The organism is Mesorhizobium sp. RSR380A (assembly GCF_054719385.1).
This window is the reverse complement of the sequence record NZ_JBTTIB010000001.1, coordinates 586763-602735: the sequence shown is the minus strand read 5'-3', so window position 1 is coordinate 602735 and position 15973 is coordinate 586763. Positions and strand designations below refer to the sequence as shown.

The following is a 15973-nucleotide window of genomic DNA, read 5'->3' as shown; positions in this document are numbered from 1 at the left end:
CCAACACATCGAAAAGCCCGGCACCTCGCCGGGCTTTTTGCTTTGTCAGCAGCCGGTTTTCGCTTACCTTCGGGTATGTCTGCTTTTTCTTGCGCACGACATTTCCTTTCAGGCAGTGCCGCGCTGGCGCTGGGGCTCTGGCTGGTGCCGCCGGTTCAAGCCGCCGAGCCGGTCGACGTCGAGCTGGTGCTGGCCGTCGACGTGTCGCTGTCGATGTCGCCGGGCGAACTTGAAATCCAGCGTCACGGCTATGCTGCTGCGCTGACGCACGACAATGTTCTGCAGGCCATCGCCGACGGCGCCTATGGCAAGGTCGCCGTCACCTATGTCGAATGGGCCGGAGCGACCACGCAGCAGGTCGTCGTGCCGTGGACGGTGATCGCCAGCCGGGCCGATGCCGAGCGGGTGGCCGCGCAGCTTTCCGCCCATCCGCCGGCCAGCGCCCGGCGCACCTCGATTTCCGGCGCGCTGGAATTCGGCAGCGATCTGTTCGCCGAAAGCGGTTTTCAGGGGACAAAGCGCGTCATCGATATTTCCGGCGACGGGCCCAACAACCAGGGCGCGCCCGTCGACATCACCCGCGACGCGGTGGTCAAGCAAGGCATCATCATCAACGGCCTGCCGCTGATGACGCGCGGCGGGTTCGGCGGCGCCTATGACGTCAACAATCTCGACCGCTACTACAGCGACTGCGTCATCGGCGGTCCCGGATCCTTCATGATCCCGGTCAATGACTGGACGCAGTTTCCCGAAGCCATCCGCCGCAAGCTGGTGCTGGAGCTGGCCGGCGCCGCTTCGCCGCAACGGGCGCGCGAGGAGGCCGGGCATCCGCCGGTGGTGCTGGCGCAGGACCGGCCGACCGACTGCCAGGTCGGCGAAAAGATGTGGCGCGACCGCAGCTGGATGTTCGATGCGCGTTAGCGTTCGCATCATCACGCTGCCGTGAAGGGCCGGTTTCATTGACAAGCCCATGGGCGTCTGTGACACAATTCGGCATCCGAAAAAACAAGGGGAACCGACATGAACAAGACCATCGTCGCTGCCGCGGTATTGGCGCTTGCGGCTGCAATATCCGTGCCGGCCGAGGCTGCCACATCGGTCACCATCGGCATCAGCGGATGGACCGGCTTTGCGCCGCTGACGCTCGCCAAGCAGGCCGGCATCTTCGAGAAGCATGGCCTCGACGTGACCCTGAAGAAGGTGCCGCAGGCCAGCCGGCCGCTCGCCATCGCCAGCGGCGATCTGCAATGCGCCGCCACCACGGTCGAGACCTGGCTGGTGTGGAACGCCTCAGGGGTGACCACCAAGCAGATCTTCCAGCTCGACAAATCCTATGGCGCCGACGGCATTGTCGTGCGCAACGACATCAAGACCGTCGCCGACCTCAAGGGCAAGAATGTCGCGTCCTCGGCGCCGGGCACGTCGCCCTATTTCATGCTGGCCTGGGTGCTGAACAAGAACGGCCTGTCGACCAAGGATGTGACCGTCGTCAACCTGGAACCGGATGCGGCGGCGCAAGCCTTCCTCGCCGGCCAGAACGATGCGGCGGTCACCTATGAGCCGTTCATCTCGGCGGTGCGCGACAAGTCCGATCAGGGCCACATATTGGCGACCACGCTCGACTACCCGATGGTGCTCGACACGGTCGGCTGCACGCCTGAATTCCTCACCGCCAATCCCGACGCCGCCAAGGCGCTGGCCGACAGCTATTTCGAAGCGCTCGACCTGATCAAGAGCGATCCGCAGAGATCCTACGAGATCATGGGCGCCGACGTGAAGCAGTCTGCGAAAGAATTCGAGGATTCGGCGAAATACCTGAAATGGGCCGACAAGGCGGAGAACAAGCAGTTCTTCACCAAGGAATTCCAGGACTTTTCCAAGACCGCCGGCGAGCTTCTGCTGCAGATGGGGTTGATCAAGGAAGCGCCAGACGTTGCCACGCTGGCCGACACCAGCGCGGTGGCGAACTGACAGGCCTCGCCTTTGACCATTGTGCGGCGGCGCCTAGGGCCGCCGCTCTCTCCTGGACAAGTGATGATTTGACGATGCGGACGATCTGAAGATGCGCCCCTTGCATCCGGTGTCGCCGGGCATTCGAACCGTGCTTGGCATTTCCTTCTTCGTGCTGTTCGTCGCCTTCTGGGCGTGGATCACGCTTGGCGGCCACGTCAACCGCATCTTCCTCGCCGACCCGCTGTCGATGCTGCGGGATGGTTGGCGGCTGCTGGTCGAGGACCGCTTCTGGCTCGACATATTGATCACCATCTGGCGGGTCTTCGGCGGGTTCCTGCTGGCGTCGATCGTCGCCGTGCCGATCGGCATCGCCATGGGCGCCTGGAAACCAATAGAGGCGTTTCTGGAGCCGTTCGTCTCCTTCGCCCGCTACCTCCCGGCTTCGGCCTTCATTCCGCTGCTCATCCTGTGGGCCGGCATTGGCGAGCTGGAAAAGCTGCTGGTCATCTTCGTCGGCTCGGTGTTCCAGATCATGCTGATCGTCGCGGTCAAGGTGGGCTCGACGCGGCGCGACCTGGTCGAGGCGGCCTATACGCTGGGCTCGACCAACAGCGGTATCGTCAAACGGGTCATCATGCCGGCCAATGCGCCCGAGATTGCCGAGACGCTGCGGCTGGTGCTCGGCTGGGCTTGGACCTATGTCATCGTCGCCGAGCTGATCGGTTCGTCCTCAGGCATCGGCTACATGATCATCAACAGCCAGTCGCGGCTGGCGACAGGGCAGATCATCTTCGGCATCATCGTCATCGGGCTGATCGGACTGTTGTCCGACTTCGCCTTCAAGGCGTTCAATCGCTGGCTCTTTCCCTGGAGCCTGGCATGAGCAAGTTGCTTATCGAAGGCGTCTCGCGAACCTTCGCCGGCGTGCGCGGCGGGCAGCCGGTCAAGGCGCTGATGCCGGTCGACCTTGCGGTCGCGGCCAACGACTTCATCACCATTCTGGGGCCGTCCGGCTGCGGGAAGTCGACGCTGCTCAGGATCGTTGCCGGCCTGGAAGCGCCGAGCGAAGGCCGTGTGCTGCTCGACGGCAAGGCGGTGACGCGGCCGGGACCGGATCGCGGCATGGTGTTCCAGTCCTACACGCTGTTTCCGTGGCTAACGGTGGCGCAGAATATCGCCTTCGGCCTGCGCGAACGTGGCATGGCCGAAAAGGAGCGAGACGGGATCGTCGCTTCCTATGTCGACCTCGTCGGGCTCAAGGGCTTCGAGAACCATTGGCCAAAACAGCTGTCCGGCGGCATGCAGCAGCGCACGGCGATCGCCCGGGCGCTGGCCAACGACCCCGAAATCCTGTTGCTGGACGAGCCGTTCGGTGCGCTCGACAACCAGACGCGCGGACTGATGCAGGAACTGCTGCTCGGCATCTGGGAGCGGCGCAAGAAGACAGTGCTGTTCGTCACCCACGACATCGAGGAGGCGATCTTCATGGCTTCGCGGGTGATCGTGATGAGCGCGCGGCCAGGCCGCATCAAGTCGGATGTCGCCATCGACCTGCCGCATCCGCGTCACTATACGCTGAAGACCAGCCGGGAGTTCTCGGCGCTCAAGGCGCGGCTGACCGAGGATATCCGCGTCGAGGCGATGCGCACAGTACAGGCGCAGCCCGCCGAAGCCTGAGTGCGTTTTCGGATCAGGCCGCCAGCAATTGCTTGCGGTCGACGCGCTCCTGCTGCGGCGAGCGGGCATAGAGTTCGCGGTAGCATTTGGAGAAATGCGACGCCGAGACGAAGCCGCAGGCGACCGCTACCTCGACCACCGGCATCGAGGACTGGATCAGCAGGTGCCGGGCGCGGTCGAGGCGGATTTCCAAGTAGTAGCGGGCAGGGGATCTGCCCATCTCGGTGCGGAACAGGCGCTCGATCTGGCGGCGCGACAGGTCGACATGGTCGGCGATCTCGATCAGCGACAGCGGTTCGGAGAGATTGCCTTCCATCAGTTCGATGATGGTCAGCACCTTGGAATTCTGCACGCCGAGGCGGGCGCGCAGCGGCAGGCGCTGGCGGTCGGTGGGGCTGCGCACGCGGTCGGTCAGCACCTGCTCGCACACGCGGTTGACCAGATTGTCGTCGAAATCGTCGCCGATCAGCTTGAGCATCATGTCGAGGGCGGCGGTGCCGCCGGCGCAGGTGTAGATGTTCTGGTCGATCTCGAAGAGGTCGGCAAAGACGTTGGCCTTGGGAAAGGCCTCGGAAAAGCCCGGCAGGTTTTCCCAATGGATGGCGCAGCGCTTGTTGGAGAGCAGGCCGGCGGCGGCAAGGATATGCGCGCCGGTGCACAGGCCGCCGACGGCGACGCCTCTGTTGTATTCCTCGCGCAGCCAGGCGAAGGCCGACCTATTCTGGTAGCGCTCGACATTCATGCCGCTGCAGACGATGGCCATGTTCGGCCGATCCGGCCCGGCCATTTTCTTGCGCTCTTCCTCGAGCGAGGTGTTGACGGCGCATTCGACGCCGTTGGAGGCGCGCACCGGCTTGCCGTCGATGCTGGCGAGGCGCCAGCGATAGGCCTCATAGCCGAGCATGCGGTTGGCCGAGCGCAGCGGGTCGAGCGCCGTCGCAAAGGCGATCATGGTGAAGTCCGGGACAAGGAAGAATACAAACGATCGCTTGATCGGATGCTTTACGGCGTTCAAGGGAACCTCACGCGGCCATGGCGCGAACAGGATGTCGCGAACAGCACAGCGACATCAGGAAAAACCATTCCTGTCAATCGGCTAGGGGGCTAAGCGGAAACTATATTTGCGACATGGGTCGCAAATGAGCAATCGTCCGGGATGACAGGCACGGGCTGCCGACGGATTGGGCATGGTGGCGGCGGCATAGGTGCCAAAAATGAGAAACGCCGCTTCGGTCAAGCCGAAGCGGCGCTGTTATCGACTATCGGCAGCGGCAGGGAAGCGCTGAGCGCTAGCCGTTATCTCAGGCAACGAAACCGAGGCGCACCGCATTCATGGCACCGGTCTGGCCGGGCATGGTATTGGCAAGGCGCTGGCGCTCGAGAGCGGTCGTCAGGTTCATTTCGCGGCGGGCAAAGAGGCGGGCAAAAAGCTTCATCATCATCTCCTATCGGTTGCTCAGACGGGTCGCCTTCGCTTGATGGAGTGGGGCAGCTCGTTTGCTGACGGTGATATAGGCCTGCGTGAGCAGAAACTAAATCGCAAATGCGAAGCGCTTGAATGGAAATGCGACATCGTTTGCGACATTATTGGGCATGGTGCCCAAAATTTACGATTACTTACAGTGTGTTACCGGCGACATTGAGGCGCCATGCAAGTGACGCATATGCGCCATGCAGCGGCGACACGGCTCTGAAAATCATTTGAGTGCAAATAAGTTGGAGAAAGCCTGCAGGGCCAATAGAGAAGGCCTGCCGGGCTGGTCTGCGCGGCAGGCCTTCAGCACAAGGTACACAATGGTTTACTTTGCTCCAGCCCAGGATCCGACGCCGTGGCGTGCACCGGTCTTGGTGTCGGCAGCTTCAGGCCAGCCGATATCCTTCTGCAGTTCGATCGGCAGCGAGCGGATCGCACGTTCGGTCTGGAAGCGGGCGCGGGCCGCGCTCAATTCGGTCGCAAGCCGACCGATGGATGACAGGATAGACATTTCATTCTCCTTTGGTTGTGGCACGTCCCGCATGAACGCGTTCCGTCGCCTGGATATTCCGCATCGAGTGCAATTCCGTGTCAGGAGCGTTGGAGCCATGGCACGTCCTGCCTTCGATGGAGTTGACTATCCTCCCAATCTGATGTTCAATCAAACGAAATGGAATGATGCTTCACATCAGAAAAATTGAAGGTCGATCCCGATGAACGCCCCACTCAATCATCCGCTGCCGCTGCTCGATCTCGACGTTTTGCGCACCTTCGTGGCCATTGCAGAGACCGGCAGTTTCACCACGGCGGCCAATGCGGTGTTCCGCACGCCGTCGGCGGTCTCCATGCAGATCAAGAAGCTCGAGGACATTCTCGGGCGCTCTGTTTTCGCGCGGGATGCGCGCTCGGTGACGCTGACCACGGATGGCGAGATGCTGCTCGGTTATGCCCGCCGGCTGTTGTCGATCAACCGCGAGGTGGTGTCGAAGTTCATCATCCCCGAGATCGTCGGCGTGGTGCGGCTCGGCTCGCCGGACGACTATGGCGAGCGCGTGTTGCCGCATGTGCTGAAGCGTTTCGCGCAGTCGCATCCGTCGATTGCCGTCGACGTCACCATCGACCAGAGCAGCAATCTGCGCCGCCGCATGGACGACCGGGCGCTCGACATCACGCTGCTGACCAATTCCTACAAAACCAGCGCACTCGGCGCCGAGGTGCTGCTCACCGAGCCGATCGTCTGGGCCGGCGCCAAGGGCGGCAGCGCGCATCTGCGCGAGCCTTTGCCGGTGTCGCTGTGGGAAGAGGGCTGCGCCTGGCGGGCCGGCGCGCTCGATGCGCTGAGCCGTGAAGGCCGCAATTACCGCATCGCCTATATGAGCGCCCACACGGCAGGCCAGCGCGCCGCCATCATGTCGGATCTCGCGGTTGCACCGTTGCCGAAGTCGTTCCTGGGCAACGACATGGTCGAGCTTTGCCCGAAGGACGGCATGCCCGATATCGGCACCTACAATCTGGCGATGGTGGTGTCGCCGGACGCCAGCGCGCCGGTCAAGGCCGTCGCCGACCATATCCGTGCGACGTTCGAGCTTTTCCGCGAAACCGGCAAGTTCTAGAGCGGTTCACCGTTTCACGGAAACGGCGAGCCGCTCTAACTCCTTGTTTTGACTCAATTCCCAAGGGAAAGCGCTACACGCTTTCCCGGGAAAACCGTTTTACACTTTTCCTGGAATTGCTCTGCTATTCCGCTGCTTGGGCGGGGCGCGCCGCGAGAGCGGGTCGCGCCGTGCGCCGCGCAGTTGCGCGCCGCTTGGTGGGCTCACCTTCAAGGAAGGCGACGATGCTGTCCCTGGCGCGACGCGCCTCCGGCATCTCGATCAGCGGCCAGACGTGGAACATGCCTTCCTCATAGACGACGTCGATATCGACGCCGGCAGCGCGTGCCTTTTTGGCGAAGATCAGATTGTCGGGGCTGAGCAGGTCGTGCGAGCCGGTCAGAAGCAGGGTCTGCGGCAGCACCGAGAGGTCGCCATAGAGCGGACTGATATGCCAGTCCCTGCGATCGATGCCGGCACTGTACATGCGGATCGCTTCCAGCCCGCCGGAAATGCCGAGCCACGGATCGTTGCGTTCCGCCTCGAACACTTCGGGGTTGGACAGCGACATGTCGAGGCCGGGTGAAATCAGCACGTGGCGCGACGGCAAGGGCAGGCCTTCCTCAGCCGCCATCATGGTCAGCACGACGGCCATGTTGCCGCCCGCGGAATCGCCCATGAAGACGATGTCTTCAGCGTCGGTCTCATCCAGCATCTGCCGGTAGACGTCGCCGACCATGCCGAACATGGCGTGGAAATCATGCTCCGGCGCGATGGGATAGATCGGCACGGTGATGCCGAAACCCAAGCGCTCGGCCACCTCGGCGATCAACCCCCAATGATAGGATGTGATCTGGAAGACATAGGCGCCGCCATGCATGTAGAGGATGCGCCTGCGTTCGCCGGCCTTCGGCGCGATTTCATAGACAGGGAAGCCATCGACGCTGCGCTCGGTGATATCGAGCTGCTCCCGCAGCAATGCCGGGGGATGATGATCCTCGGTCTTGCGGGCATAGGCGATCCAGCGCTGCAGGTTTTCCGGGCTGGCAAATGCCTTCTTGCGGCTGTGCCGGAGGATGAAGGAAACGAGGTGGCTTTTGAAACTGGGCATTCGCGTACACAAGCTCGGCCGCAGCCGACTAAGAGAATTCCCCCACTGTCTCGAAGATCGTACCTCCAGCCGAAATGTCAAGATTCTGGCCCAAGCCAACACGGTTGTTTGATCAGCCAGGTCCGCTGTTTTGCGCAGCGCGGCTCAGCGCCGGGGCAGCAGCGCGGCGCGCAGCTTGACGTCGGTCGCAGCCGGGACCATGCGGCGGCCCCGGCGCTTGGTCAGCAATTTGCACTTGTCGGCGAAGGTCATCAGCGGCCCGAGCCCAGGATCAGACGCGACAGGTTGGTCTGGGCGTCGATGCGCGGCGACACGGGCCAGCCGATGTCCTTCTGGATTTCGGGTGGCAGGTTGTTCATGGCGCGCACGGCCTGTGCATTCTTCATGGCCGCACGAAAACGGCCCAGGGTCTCGAACATCTCTATTCTCCTTTGGAGCGTTGTGGCGGCGGAATAGTCCGGTCCGCCATTCGATGTCCGTTAAATGCTTCACGTCTGTATCGAACGGATTGCGCCAAAACAGCGTTTCGGTTTCCAGATCGGTGCGATCTGGAAACATTTGCATACAAATGAAATTGGGCGAATTGGCGGCCTTCGTAAGGCGGCTTATTCCCGGCTGCGCCTGGCGGCATGGCCTTCGCGCGAACGCCGGCGCGGGGCGGCGTCGCCGGCGACGCCATCCTCACTGACGGTCTTGCGTGGCGGCAATTTCACCGCCGCCGACAGTTTCGGGAACGGATCGACCTTGTTGGGAAGCGCCATGGCGTAGACGAAATGCTCCTGGAATTTCGGCTCCAGTGCGGTCTCGATCTTCTCGATGTGGCTGACCGTGTCCTCGATCTCGCGGCGATAGCCGCGGTTGAGCAGCGCCATCCGCGCGCCGGCACCGGCGGCGTTGCCGACGGCCGAGACCTTGTCGAGGTCGCAGTCCGGGATCAGCCCAAGCACCATGGCGTATTTCGGATCGATGAACGAGCCGAAGGCGCCGGCGAAATGGATGCGGTCGACGTGTTCGGTGTTCTGCTTTTCCATCAGAAGCTTGGTGCCGGCATAGAGCGCCGCCTTGGCAAGCTGGATGGCGCGCACGTCGGTCTGCGTGATGGTGATCTTGGGTTCGCCTTCCTTCAAGACATAAGAGAAGGTGCGGCCGTTGACCGTGACGCGCGGCGACCGCTCGGCCAGCGACCCGTCGATGACGCCATCCTCGGAGATGATGCCGGCGAGGTACATTTCGGCCACGATCTCGATGATGCCGGAGCCGCAAATGCCGGTGACGCCGGTCGCCTGCACGCTATCCAGGAAGCCGGGGTCGTCGGACCAGAGTTCAGAGCCGATGACGCGGTATTTCGGCTCCAGCGTATCGGGGTCGATGCGCACGCGCTCGATTGCGCCGGGGGCAGCGCGCTGGCCGCCGGAGATTTCCGCGCCCTCGAAGGCGGGACCGGTGGGCGAGGAGGCTGCGACCACCCGCTTGCGGTTGCCAAGCACGATCTCGGCATTGGTGCCGACGTCGACGATCAGCATCATCTCGTCCTGGCGATGCGGGCCTTCCGACAGCGTCACGGCTGCGGCGTCGGCGCCGACATGGCCGGCAATGCAAGGCAGCATATAGAGGCGGGCGCCCTGGTTGAGCTTCAGGCCGATATCGGAGGCCTTGATGCGCACCGCGCCCGAGACGGCGAGTGCGAAGGGCGCGCCGCCGAGTTCGGTCGGATCGATGCCGAGGAACAGATGGTGCATGATCGGATTGCCGACAAAGACGGAATCCAGGATGTCGTTGCGCTGGACATTGCCTTCCGCGCAGACCTTGTCGACTAGGCCCGAGATCGCCTCGCGCACGGCGACCGTCATGCCTTCGCGGCCGTCCGGGTTCATCATCACATAGGAGACGCGGCTCATCAGATCCTCGCCGAAGCGGATCTGCGGGTTGGAGGTGCCCGACGAAGCGGCGACGCGGCCCGACAGCAACGACACCAGATGCATGGCGATGGTGGTCGAGCCGATGTCGCAGGCCAGTCCATAGGCCTCGTTCTTGAGGCCGGGCCAGAGTGCTATGACGCGGGCGATGTCGCTTTCGGCATCCTTGTGGATGGCCGCGGTCGCGGTCCAGTTACCCTTGCGCAGTATGCCTTGCATCTGCGGCATCAGGTAGAAGTCGAATTCGAGGTTTTTAAAGCCCCAATCCTTCATCAAGGCGATCTTGAGGCGGTCGAGATCGCCCAGCGGCTTGTGCATGTCGGGCTCTTCGATCTCGACATAGCACATGCGGATCGCCGCATCGCGGGCGATGACGCGCGTGTCGGCATCCTTGCGGATGGTCTGGGCGTTGATAACCGTGTCCTGCGGCACGTCGATGACGAGGTCGCCGAGAATCTGCGCCGAGCAGGACAGGCGGCGCCGCTCGGGCAGGCCGCGGACGCGCTCATAGCGCTCTTCCTTGGCGCCCTTGGGCGAGATGTGGTCGTTGGACGAGACGATCTTGTGCTTGGCGAAATTGCCTTCCTGCACTTCGATCTGGCAGCGACCGCAGGTGGCGCGGCCACCGCAGACGCTCTCGACATAGACGCCGAGCTGACGCGCGGCATCGAGCACCGGTGTGCCGACGGGAAACCGCCCGCGCTTGCCTGACGGCATGAACAGCACGAGCGGATCAGTAATGTTTGCAGGCGAGTTCACGATTGCGCGCTTATCCCCTGGCCATGCGGGCTTCACGGCCGCCGCGCCGGCGACCGCCATTGCCGCCGCCTTCGCCCGGAGCGTTAACGGCGGTGGGCGCTGCGACCGCCTGGCCGCCTTCGGCCGGTTTGTAATCCTTGTAGGTGCGGATCCAGTTGGTGCAGTTCTCGTCGGTGCCGTTGAGCACATTGGCGCCGCGCACGGCTTCCATTTCCTGCGGGCGAACCGGGTTCATGATAGCGCTAGTCATGCCGGCGCCGATCACCATCGGGATGAAGGCGGCGTTGATGCCGTGGCGGTGCGGCAGGCCGAACGAAATGTTGGACAGGCCGCAAGTGGTGTTGACCTTGAGCTCTTCGCGCAGACGGCGCAGCAACGCGAAGACCTGGCGGCCGGCATCGCCGAGCGCGCCGATCGGCATCACCAGCGGGTCAACGACGACGTCATGCGCAGGAATGCCGAAATCGGCGCAGCGCTGCACGATCTTCTTGGCGACGGCGAAGCGCACATCCGGATCCATCGAAATGCCGGTCTCGTCGTTGGAGATGGCGACGACCGGAACGTTGTACTTCTTGACCAGCGGCAGGATGGCTTCGAGCTTTTCCTCTTCGCCGGTCACGGAGTTGACCAGCGGCCGGCCCTTGGCGACCTTGAGCGCTGCCTCGATGGCGGCGGTCACCGACGAGTCGATCGACAACGGCAAGTCGACAAGGCCCTGGACGATCTCCAGCGTCTGCACGAGCAGGCCGGGTTCGGTTTCGTTCGGATTAACGGAGGTGACGCCGGCATTGACGTCGAGCATGGTGGCGCCGCAGGCGGCCTGTTCCAGCGCATCCTTGACGACGGTCTCGAAATTGCCGGCGATCATCTCGGCGGCCAGCTTCTTGCGGCCGGTCGGGTTGATGCGCTCGCCGATGACGCAGAAAGGCTGGTCGAAGCCGATGATGATCTCTCGTGTCGCCGAGGCGACGATGGTCCGGGTCATGAAGTCTCTCCGCCTGATATAAAGATTTCTTTATATCGTTGTCTGGTTTCATTCAAGCGAATGGCTGGCCGTCCGCGCTGTCAGTGCGCGGTCTTCACCATATCCACCTGCGTTTCGGTAATGTCGTCGTGCAGTATGCTCTCGAGCCGGTCGGCGACCATCTGATCGTCGTGGCGGATCTCGCGTTTCCATGGCTGGCGGCCTTTCAGCACACCCGATTCATCGACGATCTCGGCGACATATTCCTCCTGGCGGTAGGCCATCACATGGATGCCGGAGACACCAGGAATTTCCTTCACCTCGTTGATGATGTCGGTGCAGAGCTGCTTGCCTTCCTTCTTCTGGTCCTGCGCACCTTCCAGCCGCTTGATGATGGCGTCGGGAATATGAATGCCCGGCACGTTGGAGCGGATCCATTTGGCCGTCTTGGCCGAAGCCAGCGGGCCGACGCCGCACAGGATGAAAACTTTTTCCGTATGCCCCAAGTCCCGCGCCCTCTGCATGAAGGTTCTGAACATCGGCACGTCGAAGCAGTATTGCGTCTGCACGAACTGCGCGCCGGCGGCGATCTTTTTGCCGAGATGGATCGGGCGGAAATCGAAGGGTGGCGCGAAGGGGTTGACGGCGGCGCCGAGGAAAATTTGCGGCGGCGTCGTCAACTTGCGGCCGGACAGGAACTTGCCGTTGTCGCGCATGATGCGGCAGGTTTCCAGCAACGACATGGAATCGAGGTCGAAGACAGGCTTGGCGCCGGGCTGGTCGCCGGCCTGGACGCCGTCGCCGGTGAGGCACAGCATGTTGGCGACGCCCATCGCCGCACCGCCCAGCACGTCGCCCTGGATGGCGATCCGGTTCCTGTCACGGCAGGCAATCTGCATGATCGGGGCATAGCCCATGCGGGTCAAAAGCGCGCAGATGCCGACCGAGGACATGTGGCAGTTGGCGCCGGAGGCATCGACGGCATTGATGGCGTCGACCCAGCCGTCGAAGATTTTCGCGCGGTTATAGACGTCTTCGGGATCGGCGCTGTCGGGCGGGTTGAGCTCGGTAGTGACCGCGAATTCGCCGCGCCGCAGCACACGCTCCAGTCGGCCACGTGAGGAGTGGCCGGGCAGGGGATCGAGCGGCAGATGGATGCCGGCCGGGTTTTCGTCGCGCTGGCGGCCGATCACGCGGCCGCTCCAGTGTTGGCTTTGGCAGCGGCTTCACGGGCCGCTGCCGACTGCGCCGTCACCCGCAGCCAGGCCGAGGTTTCGCGCAGCGACTGGTCTACGGGCTTCTGAACGGTCAGGATCCTGTCGCCATGCTCCATGTTCCGCGAACCTTCCCAGGCCTTGACCCAGACGCAAGGCATGTCGGGCTCGACCTCGCAATTGCCGTTGGCGCGCACGCCGCCACACGGGCCGTTGCGCAGCTGTTTGGGGCAGTTCATCGGGCACGACATGCCGGTCGAGGACAATATGCACTGACCGCACATGCGGCAGTCGAACATGAAGCCTTTTACGCGTTTTTCAACGAACTTGATCGGCGCTTCGACGCGGCCGTAGCCAAGGCCTTTCCACAGCGGATGGAGCAGCAGGAACATGTCTGCGAATCTGGAGTAGAACCATTCGAGCAATCGCGAATGGCGGATCGACCACAGCCTGATCGCAAACGAGCGCTGCACGCGCCGCTGCGGCGATACGTCGGCCGGCTTGTAGTCCGATTTCTGCGCTGCTTTCTTGACCTGAGTGGCTTGGGTAACCGGCTGGGTAACCCTTGGCCCCTCTTTGGCAGGAGTGGTTTCAGACATTTTCTTTCCCGCCTGCCTTGACCAGAGCGACCAGCCGCTCGCGGTCGTATTTCGCGTCGATGTCGCTGAATGCCTTCTCGACCTCGGCTTCGAGGTCGTCGCCGACCGGGATCGGATCGGCCTTGCGCCATTCGGCGAGGTAATCGTCGGTGCCGCCGGCGCCGGTGCGCATGGCGCACATATCGATCGCCTCGGTGAAGCGCAGCGGCAGTTCGCGCTTGGCGTTCTGCCGGCCCTTCTTGACGATGACCTGGGCGGGGATGTCGCGCCAATAGACGACGATCAGATCGGCCATGAATTCTCTCACTCCCTGTAGAGCGCCGTGCGTCCATGAGGGAAACGACGCTCCACCACTTTGTCCAGCAGGTGCGAGCATTGCCGGATGCGCAGTGGGGCTGCTTGTTATGGGACGACGCGCGCGCATTCAAAAGCGACGCTATTGGACGTCGCAAAAAGAAAGGCGAGATTCCGAGGGAAGGCTGGCTACCAAACCCGCTTGGTCAGGCCGGTCCAGAGATAGAACCAGATCGTCGGATGGTACCATTGTTTCGAGGGCAGGTCCGGCTTGATCGTGGCCAACTTTCCGTCCAAGGCGTCGCGGATCGCCTCGACGCAGATGTCGCGCGAGAACGCCGCCTGGCGCAACGCATAGCTCGAAATCGTGTCGCCGGGCTCCGGCTTGCCGCGCGCCTGTTTCAACACGCCGCCGGTGTCGACGCCGGCGTCGACCAGATGCACGGTGGTGCCGAAATTCTGGAGATCGCCGCAGGCCAGCGCCCAGTAGCCGCCATTCATGCCGCGGTATTTGGGCGCGATGCCGGCGTGGTAGTTGAGCACCGGGCAGGGCATTTGCGCCAGCGTCTGCCGGGACAAAATCCGGCAGCCGGCGAGCAGCACCACGCCCGGGCGGATGTCGGCGACCGCCTGCAGGCAATCGGGCCCGTCGGCGGAGGAGACGTGGATGATCTTTTGTCCCGGCCTCGGCTCTGTCTGCAGTTTTTGCGCTGCGATCAGCCGCTCCGCGTGCCCGGCGAAGAAGCGTTTGCCGAGCCTGGTCAGCACCATCGTGCCAAGCTGGCCGATGGCCGAAAACAAGCCTTGGCGGCGCGCCCGGCCGAGCAGCAATTGTTTTTTGGATTCAGGGCTTTCGAGGATGACGCTGACAGGACCGAACTGGTCGGCGATGGCGTTGACGATGGCCCAGATGTGCGGCCCGCCTTCGGTGACGATGACGATCGCAGCACTTTTTTCAACCGCTGATGCCATGGCGCGCTTTCTTGCCGGCGCGCAACCATTTGCCGTGCGCTGCCCGGCTCAATTCTGTGCCGGGCGAGGTTAAATCTTGATGACCGCCCGGCCAGCGAGAGACCAACGGATCAGCGCTTGAACTCGATGATGTCAAGTTTCGATTCGTAGTAGGGCGCCGGGAATTCGATGCGCCATTCATTGGCGCTGGTGCGGAAGGCATAGCCGACCTGGTCGCTTTCCGGGCCGCTGCCATAGGGTTTTGGCTTGTTGTCATTGACATAGCCGGAGCCGAGATAGATCGCGCGTTTTTCGCTATCGTCGAAGAAACGGCCCTTGGTGCGTTGCGAGCCGCTGACCTTTTCCAGCTGCCAGCCGGAGCCATCGTCCGTGACCTTGCACTTGAACCAGCCATAGATGACCAGCGGGCCGGTCAGGCCCACCTTGATGGTTCGGCATTGCCAGTTGCCGCTCAGGTCCTTGTCGGAAAAGGCCACTATCGGCTTTGCCAGCAGCGCGTCGAGTTGGCTGACCTCAGCCGGGTCTCCCGCTTTTGCCTCGGCCAGCGCCGCCTTGCGGGTCTCGCCATATTTGTCGAGGCGAACCTTGTCGGCAGGCGTGATGATCTTCTGCACCTCGCCGTCGGCGCGAGCGGGCAAGACGAGGCAGAGGAGGCCAAGGGCGGCGAGCAGGACGCGAGGGGTCATCGGGACGTTCCGTGTTCGGATGGCTGAATCAGCCTGTTTGCTTGTTGCTCACAACTTAACCATCCGCGGCGGCCTGTCATCTGTTCTCGACAGCGTCCCGGCTCAAGAACCGCTTCAGGCGTGGGCGGCGGCCTGCGCCAGCCCGGCCGTCAGGTCGCCATAGCCCGTCGAGCGGCGCTCATAGGCGAGGCCAAGCATCTTCGCGGCCTTCTCGGCGACCTTGTCGAGTTCCGGATCGTCGGTCTGGGCGATGTAGATCAGCTTCTGGTAGTTGCCGAAATAGTCCTTGATCAGCTCCGGGTGCTTGTCGAGGCCGAGCGGCTTCATGAAGAAGGCGTCGAACTGGCGGCACAGGAAATCGGTCATGTAGAACGACATCATGTCGTCGTCGGCGACCTTCGCATAGGCGTCCATGCCCTGGTAGAAGGCAAAGCAGTGCGGCCCGGCCATGCGCTCGACGCCGTGCTTCTCCAGGACCCGGTCGAGCATGCCGCCGGTACCGCAATCGGCATAGCCAACGAAGATGTTGCTATAGCCTTCCGCCTTGGCCTTTTCGATCGCCTTGTCCATCGCCGGTGCGATGCGGTCGGGGTAGAAATGGAACTCCGCCGGCAGGCAGGTCAGGTCGAGATGGTCGAGCTTGAGCTGCTCCTTGACGGCCAAAACTTCGCGCGCAATCATTCCGCAGGCGATGACCAGCAGCCTGTCGTCCTGATTCGGTTTCGTTTTTTGCATTCTGGCCATGGAACCTGGTCGAAGCGG

18 protein-coding genes are annotated in these 15973 nt (G+C 62.8%); 5 read left to right on the top strand and 13 right to left on the bottom strand.

The window, feature by feature from the left end:
• Nucleotides 1-75: 75 nt before the first annotated feature.
• The 4 genes from ACYG9Z_RS03000 (at nucleotide 76) to ACYG9Z_RS02985 (ending at nucleotide 3630) form a co-directional block, all read left to right on the top strand.
• Entirely contained in the window at nucleotides 76-921 is an 846-nt protein-coding gene (locus ACYG9Z_RS03000; protein ID WP_023691008.1) for a DUF1194 domain-containing protein, read from the top strand.
• Nucleotides 922-1020: 99 nt separating this feature from the next.
• Nucleotides 1021-1971, top strand: a complete 951-nt coding sequence (locus tag ACYG9Z_RS02995; RefSeq protein ID WP_023688106.1) for an ABC transporter substrate-binding protein — start codon at nucleotides 1021-1023, stop codon at nucleotides 1969-1971.
• Between the two features lie 91 nt (nucleotides 1972-2062).
• Nucleotides 2063-2836, top strand: a complete 774-nt coding sequence (locus tag ACYG9Z_RS02990) for an ABC transporter permease (RefSeq protein ID WP_023751616.1) — start codon at nucleotides 2063-2065, stop codon at nucleotides 2834-2836.
• Nucleotides 2833-3630, top strand: coding sequence for an ABC transporter ATP-binding protein (locus ACYG9Z_RS02985; protein WP_023696446.1), 798 nt, complete (start codon nucleotides 2833-2835; stop codon nucleotides 3628-3630). Before ACYG9Z_RS02990 ends, ACYG9Z_RS02985 begins: the two co-directional genes overlap by 4 nt.
• A gap of 13 nt (nucleotides 3631-3643) precedes the next feature.
• Here the strand turns inward: ACYG9Z_RS02985 and ACYG9Z_RS02980 are convergent, their stop codons facing one another.
• The 3 genes from ACYG9Z_RS02980 to ACYG9Z_RS02970 form a co-directional block, all read right to left on the bottom strand.
• Nucleotides 3644-4582: a GlxA family transcriptional regulator gene (locus ACYG9Z_RS02980; RefSeq protein ID WP_348524244.1), complete on the bottom strand. Its 939-nt coding sequence runs from the start codon at nucleotides 4580-4582 to the stop codon at nucleotides 3644-3646.
• 349 nt (nucleotides 4583-4931) lie between these two features.
• Complete coding sequence (locus ACYG9Z_RS02975; RefSeq protein ID WP_023681787.1) at nucleotides 4932-5066, bottom strand: hypothetical protein; 135 nt, start codon at nucleotides 5064-5066, stop codon at nucleotides 4932-4934.
• A 363-nt stretch (nucleotides 5067-5429) separates the two neighbouring features.
• On the bottom strand, nucleotides 5430-5615 hold the full coding sequence (locus ACYG9Z_RS02970; protein ID WP_023681786.1) for a hypothetical protein: 186 nt from the start codon (nucleotides 5613-5615) through the stop codon (nucleotides 5430-5432).
• A gap of 202 nt (nucleotides 5616-5817) precedes the next feature.
• Between ACYG9Z_RS02970 and ACYG9Z_RS02965 the strand changes: the two genes are divergently transcribed.
• A complete protein-coding gene (locus ACYG9Z_RS02965; RefSeq protein WP_023670389.1) occupies nucleotides 5818-6717 on the top strand; it encodes a LysR substrate-binding domain-containing protein in 900 nt (299 codons plus the stop codon).
• 124 nt (nucleotides 6718-6841) lie between these two features.
• Here the strand turns inward: ACYG9Z_RS02965 and ACYG9Z_RS02960 are convergent, their stop codons facing one another.
• From ACYG9Z_RS02960 to ACYG9Z_RS02915, 10 genes are all read right to left on the bottom strand, one after another.
• On the bottom strand, nucleotides 6842-7807 hold the full coding sequence (locus ACYG9Z_RS02960) for an alpha/beta hydrolase (protein ID WP_023688109.1): 966 nt from the start codon (nucleotides 7805-7807) through the stop codon (nucleotides 6842-6844).
• Between the two features lie 251 nt (nucleotides 7808-8058).
• Nucleotides 8059-8226 carry a hypothetical protein gene (locus tag ACYG9Z_RS02955; protein ID WP_196813564.1) on the bottom strand — a complete coding sequence of 56 codons (168 nt, stop codon included), beginning with the start codon at nucleotides 8224-8226 and terminating at the stop codon, nucleotides 8059-8061.
• A gap of 186 nt (nucleotides 8227-8412) precedes the next feature.
• The gene (locus tag ACYG9Z_RS02950; RefSeq protein WP_032903629.1) at nucleotides 8413-10542 is read right to left on the bottom strand and encodes an ASKHA domain-containing protein; all 2130 of its coding nucleotides are present in this window, start codon (nucleotides 10540-10542) and stop codon (nucleotides 8413-8415) included.
• Nucleotides 10493-11467: a methyltetrahydrofolate cobalamin methyltransferase gene (locus ACYG9Z_RS02945; RefSeq protein ID WP_023681781.1), complete on the bottom strand. Its 975-nt coding sequence runs from the start codon at nucleotides 11465-11467 to the stop codon at nucleotides 10493-10495. The genes ACYG9Z_RS02950 and ACYG9Z_RS02945 overlap by 50 nt, the downstream gene beginning before the upstream one ends.
• 80 nt (nucleotides 11468-11547) lie before the next feature.
• Nucleotides 11548-12639, bottom strand: a complete 1092-nt coding sequence (locus ACYG9Z_RS02940; protein ID WP_023681780.1) for a methylenetetrahydrofolate reductase — start codon at nucleotides 12637-12639, stop codon at nucleotides 11548-11550.
• A complete protein-coding gene (locus ACYG9Z_RS02935) occupies nucleotides 12636-13259 on the bottom strand; it encodes a methylenetetrahydrofolate reductase C-terminal domain-containing protein (protein ID WP_023751615.1) in 624 nt (207 codons plus the stop codon). The genes ACYG9Z_RS02940 and ACYG9Z_RS02935 overlap by 4 nt, the downstream gene beginning before the upstream one ends.
• The gene (locus ACYG9Z_RS02930; protein ID WP_023670397.1) at nucleotides 13252-13554 is read right to left on the bottom strand and encodes a virulence factor; all 303 of its coding nucleotides are present in this window, start codon (nucleotides 13552-13554) and stop codon (nucleotides 13252-13254) included. The genes ACYG9Z_RS02935 and ACYG9Z_RS02930 overlap by 8 nt, the downstream gene beginning before the upstream one ends.
• 188 nt (nucleotides 13555-13742) lie before the next feature.
• Nucleotides 13743-14525: a formyl transferase gene (locus ACYG9Z_RS02925; protein WP_023751614.1), complete on the bottom strand. Its 783-nt coding sequence runs from the start codon at nucleotides 14523-14525 to the stop codon at nucleotides 13743-13745.
• A 110-nt stretch (nucleotides 14526-14635) separates the two neighbouring features.
• Nucleotides 14636-15211 (bottom strand): DUF4893 domain-containing protein, encoded by a 576-nt coding sequence (locus tag ACYG9Z_RS02920; protein ID WP_023670399.1) that lies wholly within the window; start codon nucleotides 15209-15211, stop codon nucleotides 14636-14638.
• 114 nt (nucleotides 15212-15325) lie between these two features.
• Nucleotides 15326-15955 (bottom strand): DUF1638 domain-containing protein, encoded by a 630-nt coding sequence (locus ACYG9Z_RS02915; protein WP_023691015.1) that lies wholly within the window; start codon nucleotides 15953-15955, stop codon nucleotides 15326-15328.
• Nucleotides 15956-15973: the final 18 nt, after the last annotated feature.

What these genes read in the sequence shown, in the direction of transcription:
- ACYG9Z_RS02945 (WP_023681781.1), bottom strand. Translation starts at nt 11,467, where the DNA reads ATGACCCGGACCATCGTCGCCTCGGCGACACGAGAGATCATCATCGGC.
- ACYG9Z_RS02995 (WP_023688106.1), top strand. Translation starts at nt 1,021, where the DNA reads ATGAACAAGACCATCGTCGCTGCCGCGGTATTGGCGCTTGCGGCTGCA.
- ACYG9Z_RS02960 (WP_023688109.1), bottom strand. Translation starts at nt 7,807, where the DNA reads ATGCCCAGTTTCAAAAGCCACCTCGTTTCCTTCATCCTCCGGCACAGC.
- ACYG9Z_RS02915 (WP_023691015.1), bottom strand. Translation starts at nt 15,955, where the DNA reads ATGGCCAGAATGCAAAAAACGAAACCGAATCAGGACGACAGGCTGCTG.
- ACYG9Z_RS02970 (WP_023681786.1), bottom strand. Translation starts at nt 5,615, where the DNA reads ATGTCTATCCTGTCATCCATCGGTCGGCTTGCGACCGAATTGAGCGCG.
- ACYG9Z_RS02965 (WP_023670389.1), top strand. Translation starts at nt 5,818, where the DNA reads ATGAACGCCCCACTCAATCATCCGCTGCCGCTGCTCGATCTCGACGTT.
- ACYG9Z_RS02990 (WP_023751616.1), top strand. Translation starts at nt 2,063, where the DNA reads ATGCGCCCCTTGCATCCGGTGTCGCCGGGCATTCGAACCGTGCTTGGC.
- ACYG9Z_RS02980 (WP_348524244.1), bottom strand. Translation starts at nt 4,582, where the DNA reads ATGATCGCCTTTGCGACGGCGCTCGACCCGCTGCGCTCGGCCAACCGC.
- ACYG9Z_RS02950 (WP_032903629.1), bottom strand. Translation starts at nt 10,542, where the DNA reads ATGGCGGTCGCCGGCGCGGCGGCCGTGAAGCCCGCATGGCCAGGGGAT.
- ACYG9Z_RS02975 (WP_023681787.1), bottom strand. Translation starts at nt 5,066, where the DNA reads ATGAAGCTTTTTGCCCGCCTCTTTGCCCGCCGCGAAATGAACCTGACG.
- ACYG9Z_RS02935 (WP_023751615.1), bottom strand. Translation starts at nt 13,259, where the DNA reads ATGTCTGAAACCACTCCTGCCAAAGAGGGGCCAAGGGTTACCCAGCCG.
- ACYG9Z_RS02930 (WP_023670397.1), bottom strand. Translation starts at nt 13,554, where the DNA reads ATGGCCGATCTGATCGTCGTCTATTGGCGCGACATCCCCGCCCAGGTC.
- ACYG9Z_RS02920 (WP_023670399.1), bottom strand. Translation starts at nt 15,211, where the DNA reads ATGACCCCTCGCGTCCTGCTCGCCGCCCTTGGCCTCCTCTGCCTCGTC.
- ACYG9Z_RS02985 (WP_023696446.1), top strand. Translation starts at nt 2,833, where the DNA reads ATGAGCAAGTTGCTTATCGAAGGCGTCTCGCGAACCTTCGCCGGCGTG.
- ACYG9Z_RS03000 (WP_023691008.1), top strand. Translation starts at nt 76, where the DNA reads ATGTCTGCTTTTTCTTGCGCACGACATTTCCTTTCAGGCAGTGCCGCG.
- ACYG9Z_RS02955 (WP_196813564.1), bottom strand. Translation starts at nt 8,226, where the DNA reads ATGTTCGAGACCCTGGGCCGTTTTCGTGCGGCCATGAAGAATGCACAG.
- ACYG9Z_RS02925 (WP_023751614.1), bottom strand. Translation starts at nt 14,525, where the DNA reads ATGGCATCAGCGGTTGAAAAAAGTGCTGCGATCGTCATCGTCACCGAA.